Origin of the sequence: Pannonibacter anstelovis, assembly GCF_036881715.1 — a bacterium.
Classification (GTDB): domain Bacteria; phylum Pseudomonadota; class Alphaproteobacteria; order Rhizobiales; family Stappiaceae; genus Pannonibacter; species Pannonibacter anstelovis.
Genome location: NZ_JBAKBF010000001.1, coordinates 48,749 through 71,796, shown reverse-complemented (window position 1 = coordinate 71,796; position 23,048 = coordinate 48,749). Strand labels below are relative to the sequence as shown.

20 protein-coding genes are annotated in these 23,048 nt (G+C 63.2%); 3 read left to right on the top strand and 17 right to left on the bottom strand.

Annotated features, from left to right (window positions below):
- Positions 1 to 78 precede the first annotated feature (78 nt).
- From V6L75_RS00320 to fliK, 4 genes are all read right to left on the bottom strand, one after another.
- Positions 79 to 543 carry a GNAT family N-acetyltransferase gene (locus tag V6L75_RS00320; RefSeq protein WP_334249560.1) on the bottom strand — a complete coding sequence of 155 codons (465 nt, stop codon included), beginning with the start codon at positions 541 to 543 and terminating at the stop codon, positions 79 to 81.
- 83 nt (positions 544 to 626) lie between these two features.
- Positions 627 to 2,108 carry an Asp-tRNA(Asn)/Glu-tRNA(Gln) amidotransferase subunit GatB gene (gatB, locus tag V6L75_RS00315; protein WP_058899953.1) on the bottom strand — a complete coding sequence of 494 codons (1,482 nt, stop codon included), beginning with the start codon at positions 2,106 to 2,108 and terminating at the stop codon, positions 627 to 629.
- A gap of 182 nt (positions 2,109 to 2,290) precedes the next feature.
- Positions 2,291 to 2,593: an EscU/YscU/HrcU family type III secretion system export apparatus switch protein gene (locus tag V6L75_RS00310; protein ID WP_334249559.1), complete on the bottom strand. Its 303-nt coding sequence runs from the start codon at positions 2,591 to 2,593 to the stop codon at positions 2,291 to 2,293.
- Positions 2,590 to 5,145, bottom strand: coding sequence for a flagellar hook-length control protein FliK (gene fliK / locus V6L75_RS00305; protein ID WP_334249558.1), 2,556 nt, complete (start codon positions 5,143 to 5,145; stop codon positions 2,590 to 2,592). The genes V6L75_RS00310 and fliK overlap by 4 nt, the downstream gene beginning before the upstream one ends.
- A 134-nt stretch (positions 5,146 to 5,279) precedes the next feature.
- On the opposite strand from fliK, the gene V6L75_RS00300 reads away from it, so the two are divergent.
- On the top strand, positions 5,280 to 5,534 hold the full coding sequence (locus V6L75_RS00300; protein ID WP_203235249.1) for a DUF6455 family protein: 255 nt from the start codon (positions 5,280 to 5,282) through the stop codon (positions 5,532 to 5,534).
- A gap of 27 nt (positions 5,535 to 5,561) precedes the next feature.
- On the opposite strand, the gene V6L75_RS00295 is transcribed toward V6L75_RS00300, so the two are convergent.
- From V6L75_RS00295 to gatC, 8 genes are all read right to left on the bottom strand, one after another.
- The gene (locus tag V6L75_RS00295) at positions 5,562 to 5,864 is read right to left on the bottom strand and encodes a phosphatidylglycerophosphatase (protein ID WP_334249557.1); all 303 of its coding nucleotides are present in this window, start codon (positions 5,862 to 5,864) and stop codon (positions 5,562 to 5,564) included.
- A gap of 167 nt (positions 5,865 to 6,031) precedes the next feature.
- Positions 6,032 to 7,825, bottom strand: a complete 1,794-nt coding sequence (mdoH, locus tag V6L75_RS00290; RefSeq protein ID WP_334249556.1) for a glucans biosynthesis glucosyltransferase MdoH — start codon at positions 7,823 to 7,825, stop codon at positions 6,032 to 6,034.
- Positions 7,826 to 7,830: 5 nt separating this feature from the next.
- Positions 7,831 to 8,190: a hypothetical protein gene (locus V6L75_RS00285; RefSeq protein ID WP_334249555.1), complete on the bottom strand. Its 360-nt coding sequence runs from the start codon at positions 8,188 to 8,190 to the stop codon at positions 7,831 to 7,833.
- Between the two features lie 32 nt (positions 8,191 to 8,222).
- Positions 8,223 to 9,821 (bottom strand): OpgD/OpgG family glucan biosynthesis protein, encoded by a 1,599-nt coding sequence (locus V6L75_RS00280; protein WP_334249554.1) that lies wholly within the window; start codon positions 9,819 to 9,821, stop codon positions 8,223 to 8,225.
- A 252-nt stretch (positions 9,822 to 10,073) separates the two neighbouring features.
- Positions 10,074 to 11,210, bottom strand: coding sequence for an NAD(P)/FAD-dependent oxidoreductase (locus V6L75_RS00275; RefSeq protein ID WP_425498629.1), 1,137 nt, complete (start codon positions 11,208 to 11,210; stop codon positions 10,074 to 10,076).
- Between the two features lie 35 nt (positions 11,211 to 11,245).
- Positions 11,246 to 12,199: a hypothetical protein gene (locus tag V6L75_RS00270; RefSeq protein ID WP_334249552.1), complete on the bottom strand. Its 954-nt coding sequence runs from the start codon at positions 12,197 to 12,199 to the stop codon at positions 11,246 to 11,248.
- A 454-nt stretch (positions 12,200 to 12,653) separates the two neighbouring features.
- Entirely contained in the window at positions 12,654 to 14,126 is a 1,473-nt protein-coding gene (gene gatA, locus V6L75_RS00265) for an Asp-tRNA(Asn)/Glu-tRNA(Gln) amidotransferase subunit GatA (RefSeq protein ID WP_334249551.1), read from the bottom strand.
- Between the two features lie 21 nt (positions 14,127 to 14,147).
- Positions 14,148 to 14,435 carry an Asp-tRNA(Asn)/Glu-tRNA(Gln) amidotransferase subunit GatC gene (gene gatC / locus V6L75_RS00260; protein ID WP_019966277.1) on the bottom strand — a complete coding sequence of 96 codons (288 nt, stop codon included), beginning with the start codon at positions 14,433 to 14,435 and terminating at the stop codon, positions 14,148 to 14,150.
- Between the two features lie 225 nt (positions 14,436 to 14,660).
- Here gatC and V6L75_RS00255 point away from each other — a divergent pair, with 225 nt between their 5' ends.
- Positions 14,661 to 15,239, top strand: a complete 579-nt coding sequence (locus V6L75_RS00255; RefSeq protein ID WP_334249550.1) for a TetR/AcrR family transcriptional regulator — start codon at positions 14,661 to 14,663, stop codon at positions 15,237 to 15,239.
- Positions 15,240 to 15,242: 3 nt separating this feature from the next.
- On the opposite strand, the gene V6L75_RS00250 is transcribed toward V6L75_RS00255, so the two are convergent.
- The 3 genes from V6L75_RS00250 to V6L75_RS00240 are packed head-to-tail and all read right to left on the bottom strand — an operon-like array spanning position 15,243 to position 19,963.
- Positions 15,243 to 16,397, bottom strand: coding sequence for an osmoprotectant NAGGN system M42 family peptidase (locus V6L75_RS00250; RefSeq protein ID WP_425498652.1), 1,155 nt, complete (start codon positions 16,395 to 16,397; stop codon positions 15,243 to 15,245).
- A gap of 2 nt (positions 16,398 to 16,399) precedes the next feature.
- Positions 16,400 to 18,184 (bottom strand): N-acetylglutaminylglutamine synthetase, encoded by a 1,785-nt coding sequence (gene ngg, locus V6L75_RS00245; RefSeq protein WP_334249548.1) that lies wholly within the window; start codon positions 18,182 to 18,184, stop codon positions 16,400 to 16,402.
- Between the two features lie 3 nt (positions 18,185 to 18,187).
- Entirely contained in the window at positions 18,188 to 19,963 is a 1,776-nt protein-coding gene (locus V6L75_RS00240) for an N-acetylglutaminylglutamine amidotransferase (protein WP_334249547.1), read from the bottom strand.
- Positions 19,964 to 20,047: 84 nt separating this feature from the next.
- Here V6L75_RS00240 and V6L75_RS00235 point away from each other — a divergent pair, with 84 nt between their 5' ends.
- Positions 20,048 to 20,539, top strand: coding sequence for a MarR family winged helix-turn-helix transcriptional regulator (locus tag V6L75_RS00235; protein WP_019966371.1), 492 nt, complete (start codon positions 20,048 to 20,050; stop codon positions 20,537 to 20,539).
- A gap of 94 nt (positions 20,540 to 20,633) precedes the next feature.
- On the opposite strand, the gene V6L75_RS00230 is transcribed toward V6L75_RS00235, so the two are convergent.
- Both V6L75_RS00230 and V6L75_RS00225 read right to left on the bottom strand, forming a co-directional pair.
- Positions 20,634 to 21,860 (bottom strand): M24 family metallopeptidase, encoded by a 1,227-nt coding sequence (locus tag V6L75_RS00230; RefSeq protein ID WP_334249546.1) that lies wholly within the window; start codon positions 21,858 to 21,860, stop codon positions 20,634 to 20,636.
- A 333-nt stretch (positions 21,861 to 22,193) separates the two neighbouring features.
- Positions 22,194 to 23,048 (bottom strand): ABC transporter permease, encoded by an 855-nt coding sequence (locus V6L75_RS00225; RefSeq protein WP_334249545.1) that lies wholly within the window; start codon positions 23,046 to 23,048, stop codon positions 22,194 to 22,196.

The following is a 23,048-nucleotide window of genomic DNA, read 5'->3' as shown; positions in this document are numbered from 1 at the left end:
CTCACCTCACAAGCTAGGCCAGCGGCCTGCGCGCCGCAAGTCACGTGCGCGGGATGCCGCCAGCCGCTGCTCTGAGCCTCAAAGCATCTTCTTGAAACCGAGATGGCTCTGGTCATAGCCTTCGCGCAAATAGAAGCGGTGGGCGTCGAGACGGATACGGTTTGAGGTGAGCTGGATCAGCGCGACACCTTTCGCCCGCGCCAGAGCCTCGGCATGTTCAACCATCGCCTTGCCGATGCCTTGCCCTCGCATATCCGCCCGCGTATGGACGCTTTCAAGGCTCGCCCGTCCGCGGCCACGAAAGGCAAGGCCCTTCTCGAAGGTCAGCTGATAGGTTGCCAGAACCTCTTCGCCGTCTGTCCCGCCGAGCACCACATAGATGTCCGTCTCGGGTGCAGTCAGGATCGCATCGAAGGCAGCGCGGTAATCTTCCGGATCATCGCTCTCATAGGTCTCCCTCGCGCCGACCGCACCGGCATTGATGATGGCGAGAATATCCGCCAGATGTTCAGAGCGCGCCTTTTCAATCCGGAACCCGTCCATAAACTCCACTCCACATGCAAACGCCCCGAACCACTGTCCGGGGCGCAATACTGATAAACAGGCGTCATCACATGGCGCGCGGTTTACTCGATGCCAATCTTGGCCTTGAGCAGATCGTTCACCGCCTGCGGATTGGCCTTGCCCTTGGATTCCTTCATCACCTGGCCGACGAACCAGCCGAGCAGCGTCGGCTTTTCCTTGGCCTGGGCCACCTTGTCCGGGTTGGCGGCAATGATCTGATCGACAACGGCCTCGATGGCGCCAAGGTCGGTCACCTGCTTCATGCCGCGCGCTTCCACAACAGCCGCCGGCTCGCCGCCCTCGGTCCAGATGATCTCGAACAGATCCTTGGCGATCTTGCCCGAGATCGTGCCTTCCTTGATCAGGTCGATGATGCCGCCGAGCTGGCCTGCATTCACCGGGCTGGTCTCGATGGTGAGGCCTTCCTTGTTGAGGCGGCCAAACAGCTCGTTGATCACCCAGTTCGCCGCCATCTTGGCATCGCGGCCCTTGGCAACGGATTCGAAGAAGTCTGCCGACACCTTCTCGGCCACAAGCACATCCGCGTCATAGGGCGTCAGGCCATAATCCGCGACAAAACGGGCCTTCTTATCGTCCGGCAGTTCCGGCAGGTGCTGCGCCAGCTCATCGACATAGGCCTGTGTGAACTCCAGAGGCAGCAAGTCAGGGTCCGGGAAATAGCGGTAGTCATGCGCCTCTTCCTTGGAGCGCATGGAGCGGGTCTCGCCCTTCACCGCATCATAAAGACGGGTTTCCTGATCGATGGAGCCGCCGTCCTCCAGAATGGCGATCTGGCGGCGGGCTTCATACTCGATGGCCTGACCGACAAAGCGGATGGAGTTGACGTTCTTGATCTCGCAGCGCGTGCCGAAGCCTTCGCCCGGACGGCGCACGGAGACGTTCACGTCGGCGCGCATGGAGCCCTGATCCATGTTGCCGTCGCAGGTGCCCAGATAGCGCAGGATGATGCGCAGCTTGGTGAGATAGGCCTTGGCCTCGTCCGCCGAGCGCAGGTCCGGCTTGGAAACGATTTCCATCAGCGCCACGCCGGAGCGGTTCAGGTCCACGAAGGACATGGTCGGATGCTGGTCATGCAGCGACTTGCCCGCATCCTGCTCCAGATGCAGACGCTCAACGCCCACTTCCACACGCTCGTCCGGCATGTCGAGGATGATGACGCCCTCACCGACGATCGGCTGCTTGAACTGGGAAATCTGATAGCCCTGCGGCAGATCCGGATAGAAGTAGTTCTTGCGGTCGAACACGGACTTCAGGTTGATCTGCGCCTTCAGGCCGAGGCCCGTGCGGATCGCCTGCGCCACGCATTCCTCGTTGATCACAGGCAGCATGCCGGGCATGGCCGCGTCAACGAGGCTGACGTTCGCATTGGGATCATTGCCGAATTCCGTCGAGGCGCCCGAGAAGAGCTTGGCCTGAGAGGTCACTTGCGCATGGACTTCCATGCCGATCACGACTTCCCAGTCACCGGTGGCTCCCTTGATGAATTTTTTCGGATCGGGCTTGCGTGCCTCGACAATCGTCATCTGATCTCTAATCCTGTTCAAATTCCGGCCGGTTATGCACCCGCCGCGCCTGCTGTTGCGGCCCACACGGGACCGCTTCAGTGCGCAGCCATGCGCCTTTGTTGCCTAGACGGGATTTGCCCTGCCTGCAAGAGGGACTGCCCGCCCGCCCGCTGGAAATTGCAGATGAAATCCGCCCGCGCTCATTCCGGCGGATTGGGTGCCTTGCCCTTGCGCAGGATGAAACTGATCAGCACGGCCACCGCCTGATAAAGCGCTTCGGGGATCTCCTCATCCAGTTCAAGGTGCGAAAGAGCCTCGGCGAGCGGCGAATTGGCCTCGACAGGCACCCCCGCTTCCCGGGCGATCTCGACAATCCTCTCGGCCACCGGCCCCATGCCCTTGGCCGAAACGCGCGGGGCGCTGCGGTTGTCATACTGCAGGGCGATGGCGAGCTTGCGGGGAGCCGCCGCAGGAGCCGTATCCGGCGTTTCCGGCTTCTTCATGAACTGCGGTCCAGCGGCGCTTGCGGCACCGCCACAGCGGCTTCAGGCTTTGCCTTGAGGATTCGCAGATCCTCCAGCTCCAGCCCCTCATCGGCAAAGAGCGCCGCCAGCGTGTCCCGGCGGCTGAGGAAACCGGCAAGTGTCTCCTCCTCGACAGCGCGCAGCGTGACATAGCTGCTGATGCCACGCAGCCCCGCCGCAGCCTCCACCGGCCCGCCTTCGGGCAAATCGAGGCTGAAACGCACACGCCATTCCGGCCCCTTGGGATCTGGCTGCGTGTCCGGCTTTTGCGGATCGCGAGAGATCCTGAGGCTGAGAACCCGCGACTGGCCGTCGATCAACACGGGCAGATCCAGAGATACATCCACGGGCCGCGACGCCGCCGGGGTTCCGGACGGCGTGCCAGATGCTGCGGTTCCAGCTGAGGCACTGGCAGCAGAACGGCCATGCCCTGCCTGTGCTTCCTGCCCTGCCCCGTTACCGGCGTTCTGTGCCATATCCCGGATCAGATATTCCGCGGCCATACGAGAGACAGATTGAAGCCGCACGCGCTCGCCAACTTCGGCCCCGGTCTTTTGCGCCAGCGTGGTGGCCGTTTCCGGGTCAAGATGGGAGGGCATAGCCCCGCTGCGGGCCTGTGCGCCCGCCTTGCGGCCGGAGGGCGGCAACGGCTGGGCGGCCAGAACATCATCGGCAAGACCCGCAAGGCGCACGAGAAGCTGCGTCAGCCCGTCAGTCTTTTGCACCCCTCCGGTCTTGCGGGAAAGGCTGGACGCCATTGGCCCGCCTGCCGAGGCCGCGAGCCCGAGAACCGCCTCGACCGCTGCTTTCAACCTTGCCGGATCGGACAGGCTGTCCGCATCCGCCTGCAGCCCCTTCAAAGCCTCGACGAGCCTCTGTCCGGCAGGCGGCAGCGCAGCCGTGTCCAGTTTACCGGCGCTGGCCATAAGCGCAGAAAGGACGCTGCGCGCCTGAGCCGGTTCGGCAAGCGCCGCCTTCAGCGCCTGCGGGTCCAGCGCCCGTGCCGCTTCACCTGCAGCCGTCAAAGGCCCGGCCCCGCGCGCCAGCGCCTGAAACTCCGCCTCGGTCTGCGCTCCGGACAGGGAAGGCCGTGAGCCTGTGCCAGCTGAACTGGCTGCAGAAGGCATGGGGACGGATATCGGTGTGTTGGAGCCGGCAGAGAAAGAGGTTGCGCCTGAACCTTGCCCCGGCAGGGCGTTGGGGACTGCATTCGACGCCAAGATACCGGCATTTGCCGGAGCGGACTGGCCAAGACCCGGGGCCAACTGAGGTGCCGCTGCAAGGACAGATGCCGGAGCCGTTGCTGCCTGAGCGGAGGTTCCCGCCGTTGCAGACACGGCAGCACCTGCGGCAGGCTGCCCGGCGGCGGTTTGGATTGCGGGTTTTGCCGAAGCCTCTGCCTCCGCGCCCGCACCAGTGCTTGCGCTCCCACCAGCAGCAGATGCGGGCGTGACTGGCAAGGACGGAGCTTGCGGCTGGCCGGAGAGCTGTGAGCCAGAGAGCTGGGGGCTAGAGAGCTGCTGGCCGGACTGCGGCTGTCCGAGCGATTGAGCTTCGGCCTGACTTGCCCCTTGACTGGCACCCTGCCCGGCCAGCTGGCCCACATTCTGGGTCTGTCCGGCAGAACCAGAGAGAACGGGATCTGTTGCTGCTGCCGGAACCTGTGCGGGGGGAACCATTGCCGCAGGAGCGGCAACTCCTCCTGCGGCGATCTGGCCCGGGACGGGACCGCCCGGTGCGGGCCCCAACGGTGGCGCAGTGCCGGAAGGCGCCGGAGCTGGCGGCGGAATGCGCCCTGCTGCGTCCGGAACAGCAGCTGTGCCAGGCTGCCCGGCCGTTTGCGGAGCGGCTTGAACAGCACCCTGTGCTCCTGCCGGCACAGCAGCGGTAGCCTGCCCTCCCACAGGCGCTCCTGAAGCTGCTGCAATGCCGGACGCCGCAACGCCGGAGACCTGAGAACCAGAGGCTTGAGAACCGGAGCCAGGGGAGCCGGAGGGAGAGCCATTAGAACGTTGCGCCGCAGCAGCCGCCGCGGCGTTCGTATCTGCCTTCAGCAGGACAAAGGTGGAGAGATCGACATTCGCCAGCACCGGCCGGGCCTGAGCTCCTCCGGCCTGCGGACCAGTTTGCGCGGGTTTGGCGGCGCCCGCAGCCTGCGCCAGCGCTGCAGCAGATTTGAACTGCTGGGCCTGAAGGATTGCCTCTGACGTTGCCTGACCTGTTACCTGCCCTGCCGCCTGACCGGCGCTTGCCTGTGCAGGCCCGCGGCCCTGAAGCGCGGCTTCATCGGCGCTCACCTTCAGCTGCATAGCGGGCGCAGGCTGTTCTACCTCAATGAGCACGGGCGTTCCGGCGGGCAGCGGCAGATCCGCCTTCACGTCGAGCCGGGCAGAGCCCACCGCGAGCCGCATCATGCCCTCAGGCGCACCGCTCACCACCTGTCCGCGCAACTGTGCACCGGCGGGGAGCGTTTCGAGCGCTGGAGCCGCTGTCTGAGGAGCCGTCACCTGGCCGCTAGAAACCTGCGTCACTGCTTGCGCCCTTCCCAAACTCGCGCTCACTGACACTCATATTGTTCGGCCTGGCTTGATCGGGGTCAAGGCGCAAAGGTGTTTGCCGGAGAAATATAAGCCAAATCCGGGGCTGCCCGGCAGGAGGAAGTTTCATGAGCTGGATGGACAGACTGAACGAACGCGCCGAACTGATGGGCCGCATGATGAGCGCCATCGGTGCCGTCAACAAGCCAAACACGGGCTTCAGCGGCGCAAATGATCTGCGCGTTGCAGCTACCCGCTGCCTCAGCTGCGGCCACACCAAGGAATGCCGCGAGTGGCTGGATGCGCATCCGGAAGGTGCCGCCCATGCTCCGGCAATCTGCCCAAATGCCAATCTGTTCAAGGAATGGACCCGCTACGGCTGATCCGCGCCACAGGACAGAGTGCTGACCTCAGGCTTTCTGTGCCTTGCGCCGGACGATCAGGTGCACCACCAGAGCCAGAATACCGCCGCCAGCGAACCGGAAGGGGAAGGCGGCGAGCGGACCTGCCTGCGCAGCAAACTGCGGCAGGCCGATTGAACGCAGCAGAGCGTCAGCCATCAGCGAAAAGGCAGCAGCCGCAAAGGCCGCAATGATGATCTGCCGGCGATGGGTCGCGAAATACCCCATGACGGCCCCGATCGCGAGCGCGATCGGGTTGAGAAGACCGGCGAATTCGAAAAGATCCGCCCACATGGCTGAAACGTCAATCATGCGCGCACTCTAGCCCGCGATCGGTCCTCTGGCGAGCCTTTGCTGGGCCGCCGCGGCGTTTTCGCACAGGCGGGGCAATCTCCCGTATCCTGGAAAGCAAGAAGCACGGGAGTTGCCCCCCGCGCCTCGAATATCAAATGCTTGCTGCCTGGTTCAGACTGCCTGACTCAGACCGCCTGCGCCGCCTTGGCCGCAAGCGGCGTTGCGGGCGCATTGGCGCCAGCTTCCAGCGTGTGTTCCAGATCGGCGATGACTGGCTCCGGACTCATTTCAAAGGGCGTGACGAACAGGCGGAGCCGGCGGAAGGCCTGGCCAATCAGCACAGATGACGTGAGGAAGACCAGAAGCGGTGCCAGCACCAGCGGCAGGGCAATCGGCATCAGCCAGAGTTGCAGGTCCGGTGTGTAGTTATAGGCAAAGACCATGGCTGCGCCGCCGCCGATGCTCATCCACCAGGTGGCCTTGACGCTATCCCAGAAGGACATGGAGCCATCGGCACGATCGGCTGCGGGCCAGCCGGAGTCAGCCCCCAGCAGGATCTGCAGCACCGACCGGCTCTGGAACATCATGTGAACCGGAGCCAGCATCGAGGTGAACACAAGTTCCAGAAACGCCGTCAGCGCCACGCAGAAGGCACCGCCGAAATTCCGGGAGTCACGGCGCACCAGCGCCCGGACCAGCAAGATGGCCTTGGGCAGGATCAAGAGCGCGACCACACCGAACAGCAGGGCCAGTGCCGTCGTCGTCTCCGGATGCGGGAACACCGGGAACGGTGAGGACGCATCGAAATAGACCGGCGGCGGCGCAAACAGCGGCGCGGCAAGGCTGGCGATGATGAACAGCAGCCAGATCGGCGAGGACAGATAGGCGAAGATGCCCTGCAGGATCGAGATCCGGCTCCACAGGCGGAATCGCGGCGCAATCAGCAGCCGTGCATGCTGCAGGTTGCCCTGGCACCAGCGCCTGTCGCGTTTCGCATAGGCAACGATATTGGCGGGCGCTTCTTCATAGGACCCCTCCAGATCCGGATCGACACGCACGGTCCAGCCGTCACGGGCCAGCATGGCCGCTTCCACCGTGTCATGGCTGAGAATGTGCCCGCCGAACGGCGGCTTTCCGGTGAGCGCTCCCATGCCGCAGCTTTCGGCAAAGGCACGCACCCGGATCAGCGCATTGTGCCCCCAGAACGGCCCTTCAGTCCCTTGCAGAGCCGCAACACCCCGGGTGAAGACCGGCGAATAGAAGGCGGCGGAGAACTGCAGCATGCGGCCAAACAGGGTGCTGAGGCCGATCACCTGCGGCAGGGCCTGCAGAAGGCCCAGTTTCGGTTCGGCCTCCATCCGGCGGACCATCTCGATGATGGTTTCCCCGCGCATCAGGCTGTCGGCATCCAGCACAAGCATGTAGGAATAGGCGCCGCCCGACGTGCGGATGAAATCGGCAATGTTGCCGGCCTTGCGCCCCACATTCGGACTGCGGTTGCGGTAATAGAGATGACCACCCGCCTTGAGACTTATGAGAGCGGAACGGTAGGCCTCGTTTTCAGCAGCGACACTCGGCGCCTTGGTGGAATCCGAGAGCACATGCACATCGAAGAGGTCGATGTAGCCGGCTGCCTCGATGGACCGGTACATGGCTGCAATGCGGGCAAAGACCGGGCCTGTGTCTTCGTTGTAGACCGGCACCAGAATAGCCGTTCGGCCAACGGGCCTGCCCTGCACCACAGGCACCTGCGGCGGGGTGAAAAGCACCCCCAGCAGCGCAGTACAGGCGCCCCATGCAAGCCAGAATGCGGTGATGACGATCAGCGTGATACGCAGAACATCAACCCAGTCAAATCCGTCCGACTGAACCACCGTGCCAAACATGGAAGCGGCGGCGACCGTCAGGGTCGCCGCCAGCACGAAAGCTCCAACACGCCGGATTGCCACCGCCAGGCGGCTTTCCCCCGACCCGATCATGGATGTCAGCCCTCACCCACCGGCGGCTGAGCACCGAAACGGCCGCGGAAACCGGCTGCCGAACGCAGGCGGGCCGGAAAGAAAGATCCCTGCAGGTTGTGCTCGGGCATGGCCAGAGCGACCTGCGGCTGCGGCAGAGCCATGCAGGACGCCACCAGACGCAGCGTGGCTGCATCCCGGTCTGCCTGCGCAAGCAGATCTTCCGCCGTCCTGTCCAGCCCAAGCAGCGCAAGCGTCTCGGTCACTGCCTGCACAAGCAAGGCATCCTCAACGTCCGCCCGGCCAGTATGGGTGCGGACAAACTCCAAACCAGCTGCAACCGCTGACACTTCCGCATCCGCGGTAAAGTCCGTTTCAATCGACATAGAAGCCTCCTGGTCTCCCATGACAACCCCATTCAAACCGTTTTGTTCCATTGGTACATCCAGGTCTCTGTCACTGCCTTGCCATTCAAGAACAGGGACAAGCTCATTTCGGACGGCTGGTTCGCATCTTCCCGGTAAAGGTCAAAGATGAAACGCCAGTGTCCAGGTTGCAGTTGCTGAAGCAGCGGATTGCGTACCTCTGCATTCTGCGCCCAAAGTTTGGGTTCAAGGGCCGCGTCGCCGCCGATAGACAGCAGCGGACCATCCTTGAACTCGACCACGAACTTGCGCAGCGCGTTGTCGTAGTCAGAAGCCGCGCTGCCGCCGTGGCCGGTGCGGGTATCCGTAATCTGCGCGAGGTCTGTGCCCGGCTCCGGTTCGCGGCCCCAATACATGCGGTAGCGGAACCGCAGTTCGGCGCCGGCCTTCGCAGGCTCCGCCGGGACCCAGAATGCGGCGATGTTGTCGTGAATTTCCTTCTGGGAAGGAATTTCAGCCAGCATCACGTGCCCATTGCCCCAATCATCCAGCGGTTCGATCCACAAGGACGGACGGCGCTCATACTTGGCTTCCGTGTCCTGATAATTTTCGAAATTACGGTCCCGCTGGATCAGCCCAAATCCCTGAAGCTTCTCGGCAGAGAAGAACGACAGTGCCAGATTGCGCGGATTGACCAGCGGGCGCCACTGGCGCTCACCGGACGCATGCAGGATGAGCAACCCGTCGCTGTCATGAACCTCAGGGCGGAAATCATCGAACCCCGTCCGGTCATTCTCGCCAAAGAGATACATGGACGTCAGCGGCGCAATGCCCAGACGGTCCACGTCACCGCGCAGGAAAATACGCGCATCTACCTCGACTTCGGTGTTGATGCCCGGCGTTACCACGAAGGCATAGGCACCGGTCACCCGCTCACTCTCCAGCTCGGCCCAGATCTTGAGGCTGTTTTGCCCAGGCTGCGGCCGCTCGATGAAGAAACGCGTGAAGCTCGGAAACTCCTCCGGCCGGCCGGCTGCCGTATCAATGGCCAGCCCGCGTGCGGACAGGCCGTAGATGGAGCCTTTGCCAAGCGCCCGGAAATAGCTCGAGCCAAGGAAGGCGATCAGCTCGTCCTTGTACTCCGGCCGGTTCAAAGGATAATGCAGCCGGAAACCAGCCACACCCGGCAGATCCTGCCCCTCGAAGTCAGCTGCATTGAGCGGCTCGCGGTATTCGAAATCCGCGCCTGTGAAATGCAACTCACGCAGGTTCGGCCCATCAACCTCATAGATCTGAACGGGCTTGCTGTAGAGGCCACCCGGGGGGAAGGCCTGCATTTCATAGTTCACACCAGCATCACGCCAGACAGCCTTGTCCGGACGGAAACGGATCGCGCGGTACTGGTCGTAATCGAGGGTGGCAAAGCGCTCAGGCAGCTCTGCGGCACTTTCCTGATAGGCCTCACGCGCCTTCTGGCGCATTTGCTCGACGAGCCCGTCGAAGGAAAATGCCGGCGCGGGAGCCGCCACAGGAGCGGCCGGAGCAGCAGTGCCCTCCTGAGCCAGAGCAGCACGCGTCAGCAGCCCCAGGCCGCCAGAAAGGGAGCCGAGACACAGCGAACTGGTCACGAGAAACTTGCGTCGATCGATCACGTCAATTGCCCGAGGAAAGTGGGTCACCAGCGATGCAGGAAGGCCTTGGAGGTCGCACATGACACAAAGCGTTGCAACAATAATATGAGATACTTAGGGCTCTCGTCCATTAAAATGCTGCAATGCGGCACCTTTTACCTCACGTTTTCTGAACAGCGGCCAAAACAGGAATACCAAACCCTTAATCCGGTCTTCCAAGACCCCTTTCTAGAAACGAAATGCGGCAGTAATTCGCAGAACGCAAAATGCTCTTCATTCACCATTAACAATCAAGGCAACGCGGGCGCCAATCGCCATTGAGGCGGTCAGTCCGGGCGATTCGATTCCAAGCAAATTCACAAGGCCGGCGATTTTGTGACTGGCTTGCGTTTCGATAAGGAAATCTGCCGCAGGCTCCCCTTCACCTGTCAGCTTGGGGCGAATACCTGCATAGTCAGGCAGCAGAGCTTCACCGGGCAAATCCGGCCAATAGCGCCGGATCGCGGCATAGAACCCATCCGCCCGGGCAGGATCGACCGTGTACTCCTCCCCTGTGACCCATTCCACATCCGGTCCGAAGCGCCCCTGCCCTGCCAGATCGAGCGTCAGGTGCACGCCAAGGCCGCCCGGCTCCGGCACCGGATAGATCAGACGCGAGAATGGCGGACGGGCAGACAAGCGGAAATAGTTGCCCTTGGCCATGTAGAAAGGCCGCTGCGGATAGCCTTCCAGCGTTGACAGCAGCCGCAAGGAGGAGAGCCCCGCACTGACCACAAGATGGCGGCAGGAGAACCGGTAACCGTCCGCCCCCTCCATCAGCAGCTCGAAGCCGCCACCGCTGCGATGATGGATTGCGGCAACACAACTGTGCAGCACCACCTGCCCGCCCTGAGAGGTGATATCCCCTTCAAGCGCCTGCATGTAGCCGTGGCTGTCGAGGATGCCGGTCGAAGGCGACAGCAGCGCAGCCTCACAGGCAAGCGCGGGCTCCAGCGCCTGCGCCTCAGCCTGCGTCAGAAGGACAAGGCCGTGAACACCATTGGCGGCCGCACGTGCGGCAATCGCCTCCAGTTCGCACACCTGTTCAGGAGACGTTGCCACGATCAGCTTGCCGCAGCGCCTGTGGCCAATGCCGCGTGCGGCACAGTAGGCATAGAGCCGCTCCTTGCCTTCCACGCAAAGCTCAGCCTTCAGGCTGCCTTTCGGATAGTAGATCCCGGCATGGATGACTTCGGAATTGCGGGAACTCGTCTCCGAACCAATCAGGCCATGGCGCTCCAGCACCATGACCTCGCGCCCGCTTTCCGCCAGCGCGCGCGCCACAGCCAACCCTACGGCCCCTGCACCGATGACCACGGTATCAACGTCAAACACGGCCTTCTCCAGCAACGGCAGGAACAACTCCGGCATAAAGGATGACAGAAGACCGTGCTCGACTCAAAGCGTCAAGCCGAAAGGACATCCAGATTGCCACCGAAGGCGGCATCAATCTGCGGCCATGGGGAGAAGATGCCATAGGTCCCGCTGCCGATGGCCGGCGTGCTCGCCGTCACATCGCTGTCCGAGCAAGCACCCACATTGATTCCGCAGAAAGTGACATCGGTGTTCGTGCCCACCTGAACATACACCGGTCCGCCGCTGTCACCTTCCTCGGATAAATACGACGCCAGAACCTGATTGGTCAGGGTCTGCGGCTCATCCAAGTCGCCCACCGCGAAGGTGACACTGACACCGGTAGCAACCACCCGCCCCTCCTGCGGCGCCTCGTTGTTCATGCCCAGCATCTTCACATCGAGGCCGGGCACGATCAGATGACCGTCAGCAGCCGCAGTCACGCGCAAATAGGGCCCGGCAGCCGTCCAGATCTCCCCCTTGGTGACGGCGGCGGCTGCAGTCTTGGCAACGAAGGCGGCATCGCAGCTGCCGTTCTTCCAGTTGGTAATCACCTGAACCTTGCCGATGTTGTCCTGCGATACCTTGCTGTTCTGATAGACGGTCGTGTTCGTCTTGCTGACCACATGCCCGGAGACGAGGACCCCGTGCTTGGGCGTGATGGAGCCATCATCATAACTGCAGCCGATGCAGATGGTGCCTGTGAGCTCCTGATAGCTGCGGTTCACCACCATCTGGATTCCGCCCACGACCGGGCGGATGCGGTTCTGATTGGACATGTGCCGCCTTGCCGTGAAAGGCTGAAGCCGCAGCGGCAGACCGCAGGTGAGATAGCGCAGATGCGCGAAGGTTTCCTCGGACGGGCCATCCCTGAAATCGAGCCCGGCCGTGAGGACGCCGGTTTCCCAGTCCACATAGGCCAGCGTCAGCGGCAGGTGGCCCCGGCCGCGTGTCTGCATGGCCGCCGTTACGGCGCCATGCGCCTGCATCAGATAATCTTCCATCATCGCCGTCTTTCTCACGATGCTCCCTGTCCCTGAGGAGGAGACGCATCCATGGGGGCTGGCGTGAAAGATGGACGGCAATACAGCCGGGACTCACCGCAGGGCTTTCGCGCAGGCCTCTACGGCTTAGACGAGCCGGACCTTGTCCGAGGCTTGCAGGAGGACGACCTTTGAGGAGCAACCAACAGTCTTCGTCGTGCCACGGCTTGATCGCGGCATGCATGCCGCTCGATATAGGCAAATAGTGAAGTCCATTTCGGGAAAAAAATAGAGAAATTTATCCTGGAAAACGGAGCCGGATGAGCATCGGAAGGGATGCCATGATCAAGTCATGGCATGACGGAATCTATTGTTTCTGCTGATAACAACAATATAAACAGTCATTCATCCGCAAAAACAGACCCGCCGGGTTGGCCCGGCGGGTCTGTTATCTCTGCAATACAGGCCTGGGCCTATCTTACCACCAGCGGGCCGGGGTGAAGCGGCCAGCGGCCTTTTCGATCACGGCACCGGCCTGGAACAGGGTTTCCTCGCCGAAGGGGCGGCCGATCAGCTGCAGTCCGAGCGGCAGGCCGGTGGAGGACAGGCCCGCAGGCACGGAGAGGCCCGGCAGGCCAGCCATGTTCACCGTCACCGTGAAGATGTCGTTGAGATACATGGCGACCGGATCAGAGAACTCACCCGGCGCAAAGGCTGCATCCGGGGTTGCCGGGGTCAGGATGGCATCAACGCCTGCTTCAAAGGCCAGATCGAAGTCGCGCTTGATCAGCGTGCGCACCTTCTGGGCCTTGAGGTAATAGGCGTCGTAATAGCCGGCCGACAGCACATAGGTGCCGATGAGAATGCGGCGCTGCACTTCCTTGCCGAAGCCTGCGGCACGGGTGTTCTCGTACATCTCGACGATGTCCTTGCCCGGCACGCGCAGGCCGTAGCGCACGCCGTCATAACGGGCAAGGTTCGAGGAAGCCTCTGCCGGAGCAACGATGTAATAGGCCGGAAGGGCATATTTCGTGTGCGGCAGCGAGATGTCGACGATCTCTGCCCCGGCTTCCTTCAGCCAGGCGATGCCCTGCTGCCAGAGAGCTTCCACTTCCGCCGGCATGCCTTCGACGCGGTATTCACGCGGAATGCCGATGCGCAAACCCTTCACGGACTTGCCCACGGAGGCCTCATAGTCCGGCACCGGCAGATCGACGGAGGTTGTGTCCTTCGGATCGACAGAAGCCATGGACTTCAGCAGGATGGCGCAGTCTTCCACCGTCTTGGCGATGGGGCCTGCCTGATCGAGCGACGAAGCATAGGCGATGATGCCCCAGCGCGAGCAGCGGCCATAGGTCGGCTTGATTCCGACGGTGCCGGTGAGCGCGGCGGGCTGGCGGATGGAGCCGCCCGTGTCGGTCGCCGTCGCACCAAGGCACAGGCTGGCCGCAACAGCTGCCGCCGAACCACCGGACGAGCCGCCCGGCACCAGCGCCTGGGTGGAGCCGGTCTTGCGCCAGGGGTTGACCACGTTGCCGTAGTAGGAGGACTCGTTGGACGAACCCATGGCGAATTCGTCCATGTTCAGCTTGCCCAGCATCACCGCGCCATCAGCCCACAGGTTGGACGTAACGGTGGATTCGTAAGTCGGCTTGAAGCCGTCCAGAACATGCGAGCAGGCCTGGGTATGCTCACCCTTGGTGGCGAACAGGTCCTTGATGCCCAGCGGCAGGCCTTCCAGCGCGCCGCCCTCACCCTTTGCCAGCTTCTCGTCGGATGCCTTGGCCATGGCGCGGGCCTTGTCCGCCGTCACGGCGACATAGGCGTTAATGGCACCGTTCGAGCCCTCGATGGCGGAAAGGAAGGCATCCGTCAGCTCGGCGGAGGTGAAGTCCTTGTTGCGCAGGCCGCGGCGGGCTTCGGCAAGGGTCTGATTGGTCAGATCGGTCATGATGTGATGTCCTTGCCCGGCTTATTCGACGACTTTGGGAACCATGAAGAAGTTGTCTTCGGTGGCCGGTGCGTTGGCCACCACGTCAGCGGCATAGCCGCCATCGGTGACGCCATCGGCGCGCTTCTTCATCGTCTGCGCCACCACGGAGGTCAGCGGCTCAACGCCCTCGATGTTCACTTCATCCAGCTGCTCGACGAACTGGAGAATGGAATTCAGCTCGCCGGTCATGCGTTCGGCATCCGCATCGCTCACCTTCAGGCGGGCAAGACGCGCAACGCGCTTCACCGTATTGATATCAACAGACATGGCGCTTCCTCGTGCCGGATGGTCTCATGAAACAGATGCCCCCTTATTCCGCTGCGCTTGTCCAAAGGCAAGGGCGGCTGGGGCTTGAGGATGGAGGCGGGTTGAATTACGGTATGGAAAGATACCGTAATTCTAACATCACGGCGGCAGCCCGAATTGATGCGCGACGTTTCAAGGAAAGCCTATCCGCTTCCCTCCCCCCGTGGACGCCATCAGGATGAGGCGTTGACGAGCCGCATTCTTGAGGCCGCGCTGGAAGCCATTGCTGACCATGGGCCGGAAGGTGCACGGCTGGCGGAGATTGCACGGGCGGCGGGAACAAGCCAGCAGGCGCTGCACCGGCGCTGGCCGGACAAGGCCGGGCTAATGCTGGCGGCGCTGGAACATGGGCTTGCGGGGCTATCGGACCTGCGCACCGGGCGGGCCGGGTTTCAGCGTACCACGGCTGGGGAATTGGCGGCGTTCCTGAGCGAAGCCTGCCAGCGGCTGTGCGGAACGGTTCTGGGACGGGCACTGGCCCGCCTGCCCCGCACAGATGATGGCGGCCCGATGGCTGCGCTTGTGGCCGGGCTGGAGGATGAGTGGCGGCTTGCCCTGCGGCAGATGCTGATCGCCACCCCCTTTGAGGCCGCACTGCCCGCCCGCATCGAGCTGGTTACCGGCTTCCTGCGTCTGCAGACGGGAGCGCCACAGCCGCCCCCGCAGCGCCTGATCGAGGACACGGCGGCGCTGGTGCTCGGTCTCATTGCGCCTGCACAGCCGCTCGGTCCCGGCAGCACGGGCTCAGCACTGCCGGGACTGTGAGGATCATCCTTGCGGATGCGGCACGAGATCGGGCCGCAGCACTTGCGGGGCCTCCTCGACTGGCTGACGGGTGAAGCCCTTCACACTCGAGAACGCTTCCGCATCGCGCTGGATTTCAACCGGGCTCAGCACATAGGCTGCCGCCAGTTCCGCCAGCGAGCGCAGCGCATGCATGTGGATGCGCTCATAGCCATGGCTGGCGTCGACGCCGAAGGTGGCGAGCGCCGTGCGCACATCCGCACCCGCCTCCACGGCGGACGCTGCGTCGGAACGGTAGTAACGGAACACATCCTTCTGGTAGCGGATGTCATGCTGACGGCAGAGTTCCACCAGTTTGCGGGTCAAATGATAGTCGAACGGCCCGGTCTGGTCCGCCATGGCGATGGTCACGCCGAACTCGTCCGAGTTCTGGCCCGGAGCGGTGGTGCCGTTGTCGATGGCGACCAGCGAGGCAATATCCGGCGTGAGTACTGCCCCTGCCCCGTGGCCGGTTTCCTCTGCGATGGTGAAGAGGAAATAGGTGTCCACCGTCGGAACCGAGCCCTCCTTCACCAGCGCCTTCAGCGCCGCCAGCATGACGGCGACACCCGCCTTGTCATCCAGATGGCGCGAAACGATGAAGCCGTTGGGCAGGAACTCCGGCTGCGGGTCCACCGCCACCATGTCCCCGATTTCGATGCCGAGGCGCTGGAGGTCCGAAGCCGAGCGCGACAGCGCATCAACGCGGGCTTCCACGTGGGTCCAGCCGGTGGGCTGGGTATCCACCTCGGCATTGAACGTATGGCCGGAAGCCTTCAGCGGCAGGATGGAAGCCCGGTAGGCACCTGCGCTGGAGAAGATGGTGACCCGCGCACCTTCGGCAAAGCGGGCAGACCAGTGGCCAACCGGCACAAGCTCCAGCCGCCCGTTGGGCTTGAGCGCCTTCACCTGCGCCCCCAGCGTATCGAGATGGGAAACGATGGCCCGCGCCGGGCGCGGCGCCTCGCCCGGAAGCAGGGCCCGGATTGCGCCCCGCCGGGTCATTTCATAGGAAATGCCAAGTTCTTCCAGATAGGCACAGAGCCAGCGCGCCACCTCATCGGTGAAGCCGGTGGGGCTCGGCACATTCAGCAGCGCCATCAGCACCCGCTCCAGCTCCTCCACGTCAATGGACGGCAAGCTCAAAGGTCACCTCCCCCGCGCCAGGCGGCACGGACAGGCTGGGGCATGGACAGCGGAAACAGGAAATCGACAAAGCGCTCCGCCGTCGGCTGCGGCTCGTGATTGGCGAGGCCGGGGCGCTCGTTCGCTTCGATGAAGTGATACTCCGGCTCGCGCGGGCTCTTCACCATAAGGTCAATGCCCGTCACCGGGATCTCGATGGCCTTCGCCGCCCGCACCGCCGCGTCGATCAGCGCGCCATGGGTCTCGCCCGTCACGTCATGAATGGTGCCGCCGGTGTGCAGGTTCGCCGTGCGCCGCACGCGAACGGTCACGCCCGCCGCCGGAACATCATCGAGAGCGTAGCCTTCCAGCGCCAGGCAGCGTTCGGTCTCTGCATCCATCGGGATGCGGGACTCGCCCCCCGTTGCCGCCGCCCGGCGGCGGGACTGGGCGGCAATCAGGTCGCGGATCGGCGTTGCGCCATCACCGGTCACTTCCGCAGGCTTGCGGATAGCGGCTGCAACAACCTTGTAGTCGATCACCACAAGCCGCAGATCCATGCCCTCAACGCAAGCCTCAAGCAGCACATCGGCGCAAGTGTTACGGGCAACGGCAATGGCGGCCATGGTTTCCTCAAGGCCGGTGAGGCCGATGGCGATGCCCTTGCCCTGTTCGCCGCGTGCCGGTTTCACCACCACCTTGCCATGGGCTGCGAGGAAAGCCTTGACGGTTTCCTCATCCGTGGCCAGTGCCTGCGCCGGAACGCTGATGCCAGCCTGTTCCACCACCCGGCGGGTGGCGGCCTTGTCATCGCAGATCGACATGGCAACGGCGCTGGTGAATTCGGACAGCGACTCCCGGCACTTCACCTGCCGGCCGCCATAGGACAGGCGGAAGAAGCCGCCTTCCGCATCGAGAATATCGGCATGAATGCCCCGCCTCCGGGCCTCGTTGACGATGATCGCCGCATAAGGGTTCAGCGCCGTATCGACCGCAGGCCCGGCATAGAGCGCCTCATTGATGGTGTTCTTCTTCTTCACCGTAAAATAGGGCACGCGGGAAAAGCCCAGCTTCTCGTAGAGCTTTATGGCCTGCTCATTATCATGCAGCACGGAGAGATCCATGAAGGGCCGCCCGCGCCCCTTGAAATGCTCAGCCAGACGGCGCACCAGCGCCTCGCCAACGCCGGGAAACTTGGCCTTGGGTGATACGGCAAGGCACCAGAGCGAAGCGCCACTGGCCGCGCCATCGGTGGCCCGTTCATGGTCCACACCCATGGCGGTTCCGGCAATCTCACCGGTCTCCTCTTCCTCCGCCACCAGCACGGTGACAGTGCGCGCGTCCATCTGCGACCAGAAGAAGTCGAGCGGCACGGGCACCATGCCGCGCTCAGCATAAAGCCGGTTCACGGCCTCTGCATCGGCGCGCGAAGAGGCTCGGCGGATGGTGAAGCCGGGCCGGCGGTTACGGGCCGTGCGGTAGGTGGCCAGATCCAGACGGAACATGTGCGAGGGATCGAGAAAGAGATCCTGCGGGGCGGCCGCCAGCAGCACATGCGGATCGCGCACATAGATGGCGATATCGCGGCGTCCCGGCACTTCGGCGAGCAGCGCCTCCACCAGCGGCTTCGGTTCGGCGAAGGTATCGCCGAAAATCAGCCGCCCCCAGCCGCAGTCAACGCTCGCATCCGGGTCGCCGCCAGCCTCGTCCAAGCGTATGCCCGGCTTCAGCCCATGCTCGCGCAGCCGCAGCAGCCGGTGGTCATAGGCCCGGCGCGGACGGTTCAGCTCAAGTTCGCTCATGGATCAGATTCCCTGTTCCTGCAGCCACATTTCCAGAAGGCCCACCTGCCACAGGGCAGAACCCCTGAGCTTCGTCAGGTGTTCCCTCGGCTCAGCCAGAAGCATGTCCGCATAGCGGGTGTTGAACAGGCCGCGCTGGCGCGCCGCCGGACTGTGCAGGGCTTCGCGCACCATCTCCAGCGTTTCGCCTTCAAGGTATTTCAGCGCAGGAACCGGGAAGTAGCCCTTGGGCCGGTCGATCACATCCGCCGGGATCACCTTGCGCGCCGCGTCCTTCAAGACACCCTTGCCGCCCTGCGCCAGCTTGTGGCGGGCCGGGATGCGGGCGGAAAGTTCCACCAGCTCATGATCGAGGAACGGTACACGTGCCTCCAGCCCGAAGGCCATGGTGTGGTTGTCCACGCGCTTCACCGGGTCATCCACCAGCATGATGTTGGTGTCGAGCCTCAGCGCCTTGTCCACCGGATCGGCGGCACCGGACATGGCGAAATGCTGCTCGACGAAGGCAAGGCTCTCGTCGCGCTCCGGCAGATATTCCGGGTTCACCTGCTGGCGCAGCTCGGCATCCGTACGGTCGAAAAAGGCAGCCGCATAGTCAGCCACCGGCTGGTTGGAGCCGGCCAGCGGCGGATACCAGTGATAGCCGCCGAAGACCTCATCGGCCCCCTGCCCCGACTGCACCACGGTGATGTGCTTCGACACCTCCCGCGACAGCAGGTAGAAGCCGATATTGTCATAGGAAACCATCGGCTCGGACATGGCCTTCACGGCGGCGGGCAACTCGGCGCGCATATCAGCGGAAGGCACGAAGATCTTGTGGTGATCGGTAGCGTAGTGCCGGGCGATCAGGTCCGAATAATGGAACTCGTCGCCCTTCTCACCATTGGCCTCTTCAAAGCCGATGGAGAAGGTGGCAAGATCCTTTTGCCCCTCTTCGGCCAGAAGCCCGGTGATCAGGCTGGAATCCACGCCGCCTGACAAGAGGACGCCCACCGGCACATCTGCCACCATGCGGCGGCGCACGGCGGTGCGCAGGCCGTCCAGTACCATGTCGCGCCACTCACCGGGGGACCGGGTCTCGTCCGCATTGCTGCGTTCGAACTCCGGCTTCCAGTAAAGATGATCGGAATAGCTGCCGTTCACATCATAGGTGCGGATGGTGGCCGCGGGCAGCTTGCGCACGCCCTTCAGCACCGTACGCGGCGCAGGCACCACCGCGTGCCATGTCATGTAGTGATGGATGGCAACCGGATCGAGCGTCTTGTCAATCCCGCCACCAGCCAGCAGGGCCGGAAGGGTCGAGGCAAAGGCCAGACGGCCGCCGCTCTCGGCCATATAGAGCGGCTTGATGCCGAAACGGTCACGCACGAGATGCACCCGGCCCGTGTCGCGCTCATGCACCGCGATGGCAAACATGCCGTGGAAACGCTCAACACAGTCGCGGCCCCACTGGGCCCAGGCCTTCAGGATCACTTCCGTATCGCTGGTGGAGGCAAAGCGCTGGCCGAGCTTGCTCAGTTCTGCCCGCAGCTCCGCATGATTGTAGATGCAGCCGTTGAAGACCAGCGACAGACCGGCGTCCCGGTCCTGCATCGGCTGGGCGCCGCGCTCGCTGAGGTCGATGATCTTCAGCCGCCGGTGGCCGAGCGCGACACGCCCCTGCTGGGTCACGCCCATGCCATCGGGCCCGCGGGCTGCCATCGCGCGCGCCATCGCGTCCACGCGCCGCACATTCGCGTCGCCATCGCCAAAGACCACTTCTCCACACAAGCCGCACATATCCGGGCCAAGCCTCCATTTGCTATTATTGGTGCATGATATATAGGGCTCTAATCATTAGAGTTCAAACCATTAGGGCAAATCATGCCGCAGAACGCCGAAGCCACCCGTATTTTCAAGGCCTTGCGCCGCATCGTCCGCGCCATCGACCTGCGCTCGCGCGAGGTGGCACGCACGGCGGGTCTGACCATTCCGCAGATTGTGGTGCTGCAGGCGATCCGGGATCTGGGGGACGTGACGACGAAGGCGCTGTCTGTTCAGGCAGACCTGAGCGCGGCGACGGTGGTGACCATTCTGGACCGGCTGGAGGAGCGCGGGCTTGTGGCGCGGGAGCGATCAGCCACGGACCGGCGTATTGTCCATGCCCGGCTGACAGAGGAAGGACGCACGGTTCTGGAGCGCGCGCCCGCGTTGCTGGACGAAGAATTCGAAGCCCGCTTCGCCCGCAAGGACAGTGCAGCCCAGCAATCGCTTGCCAGCGCCATCGAGGAAATCGCCGCCCTCATGGACGCCCACCGTCTGGACGCTGCCGCTATCCTGACGATGGGCGAGATGACGGCAAAAACGCCGGAGTGAAATGTAACCCCGGCAGTTCAAAGAGAGAAGAAACCGGTGCCTGACGGCCTTTGCAGTCTCGCTCTCCCTAAACCAAGCCATTGGATGCAGGCTCTCACGCCCGGATGATGTTGTGCTCCGGGCCGAAGGGGAAGCCGGTGATGTTTTCGGCGCCGGTTTCGTTGACGATCAGGATGTCGTGCTCGCGGTAGCCACCGGCGCCGGGCATGCCTTCGGGGATCATGATCATCGGTTCCATGGAGACGACCATGCCCGGCTCCAGCACCGTATCCACATCCTCGCGCAGCTCCACCGCCGCCTCACGGCCATAATAATGCGACAGCACGCCGAAGGAATGGCCGTAGCCGAAGCTGCGGTACTGCAGGAGATCATGCTGGCGGTAGATGTCATTCAGTTCGGTGGCAATATCGCAGCAGCGGGCACCGGGGCGGATCAGCTTCAGCCCGGCGCGGTGGACATCGCAGTTCACTTCCCACAGCCGCAGATGCTCATCTGAGGCATGCTCGCAGAAGAGCGTGCGCTCCAGCGCGGTGTAATAGCCAAAGATCATCGGGAAGCAGTTGAGGCTGAGAATGTCGCCTGCCTCGATCTTGCGGTTGGTGACCGGATTATGCGCCCCGTCGGTGTTGATGCCGGACTGGAACCAGACCCAGGTGTCCATCAGTTCCACGAAGGGGAACGAGGCGGCGATTTCCCGCACCATGGCCTGCGTGCCCGCCAAAGCCACCTCATGCTCGCCAACGCCAGCCGCAACCGCTTCAGCGATGGCTGCACCGCCGATATCGCAGATGCGTGTGCCATGGCGGATCAGCAGGTGCTCCTCGGCACTCTTGATGGTGCGCATGCGCATCACCGCATCGCTGACGTCGACGAGTTCGATGCCGGGAAGCGCAGCTTCCAGCAGAGCCTTCAGGTCGAGCGACACGTGATCAAATTCGATACCGAGCCGCTTCGGCTTGCGCCCGCCCCGGAAGAGGATCTCCGACACCGCATGGAAATAGTTGTCCTTGCGCCAGTCGGTATAGGTCAGCGCCGTGCCATGCACGCGCCGCCAGGGCTGACCACCATCAATGCCTGGCACCACCGCCGTTGCCGCCTCATCATCAACGATGAAACCGAAGCGCCGACCGAAAGCGCAATAGAGGAAGCCGGAGAAATAGCAGATGTTGTGGTAGCTGGTGAAGAGACAGGCATCGACGCCAAGCGCCTCCATGCGGGCGCGCAGCCGGTCCTGCCGTCCCTGCATTTCCGCCGGAGAGAACGGTGACCAGCTCTTCTCTCCGTTCTCGATCACCTGCAGCCGCGTCATGTCTTGCGCCATATCCATGCTCCATCTTGACGAACCGGCAAGAGCCGGACCTTGAAAATCAGCTTCTGAAACCAGAACGGGCCGGCGTCCCAAATGGGAAGCCGGCCCGCCAGGCCTGAACTCGGTGCTGGAAGAATGCCCGGAACTGGCGTACCGCCCCGGGTCTCCAAAGAGCCTCAAGAGGCCTTGGGAGGAACCATCATTCCAGCGATGTAGTGCCGCTCCGCCGTGCGGAACAGGCGTTTGCATTCACTTCAGTCTGCGCGACAGGAACTCATCTGATCAAGCGGAGCAACACGCCAAACACTTGTCAAAATGCGCCAACCCTGCGGCCTGCCTGCTGCATCACGCCGGTGTCACGCCGCGCAACCGTTCCGACCGGCGGCGCAGAAGTTCCAGCACACTGAGGAGAAGGATCGACAGCAGCACCATAATCGAGGCGACCGCCAGAATGGTGGGCGAAATCTGCTCGCGCAGGCCGGTAAACATCTGCCAGGGCAGTGTCTTCTGAGCGGCAGAGCCAAGGAACAGCACCACCACCACTTCGTCAAAGGACGTGATGAAGGCAAAGAGCGCACCCGACACCACGCCCGGCAGGATCAGCGGCATCTGCACCTTGAAGAAGGTACGGATCGGCCCTGCCCCCATGCTGGCGGAGGCACGCACCAGGCTCTGGTCAAAGCCGACCAGCGTCGCCGTCACCGTGATGATGACGAAGGGTGTTCCGAGCGCCGCATGGGCCAGAACCACGCCCCAGTAGGTGCCCTGAAGGCCGATGCGGGAGTAGAAGAAATACATGCCTGCCGCCGATATGATCAGCGGCACGATCATCGGCGAAATCAGGATCGCCATGATGGTGGAGCGGAAGGGCACATGGTTCTGCGACAGGCCGATGGCTGCCAGCGTTCCGAGCACGGTTGCGATCAGCGTTGCGGCCGGTGCGATGATGAAGGAGTTCCTCAGCGCCTGCTGCCAGTCCGGATTGGTGAAGAAATCCATGTAATGCTTGGTGGAATAGCCTTCCGGATCCAGCGCCAGCATGGCCGGCGTGAAGGTGAAGAAGTTCTCCGCGTTGAAGGACAGCGGAATGATGGTGATGATCGGGAAGATCAGGAAGAAAAAGATCAGCGCGCAGATCGTGCGGAACGCGTAGTGCCACGCGATCTGGGCGGCCGATGCATAAGGAGGAAGGGATGACAT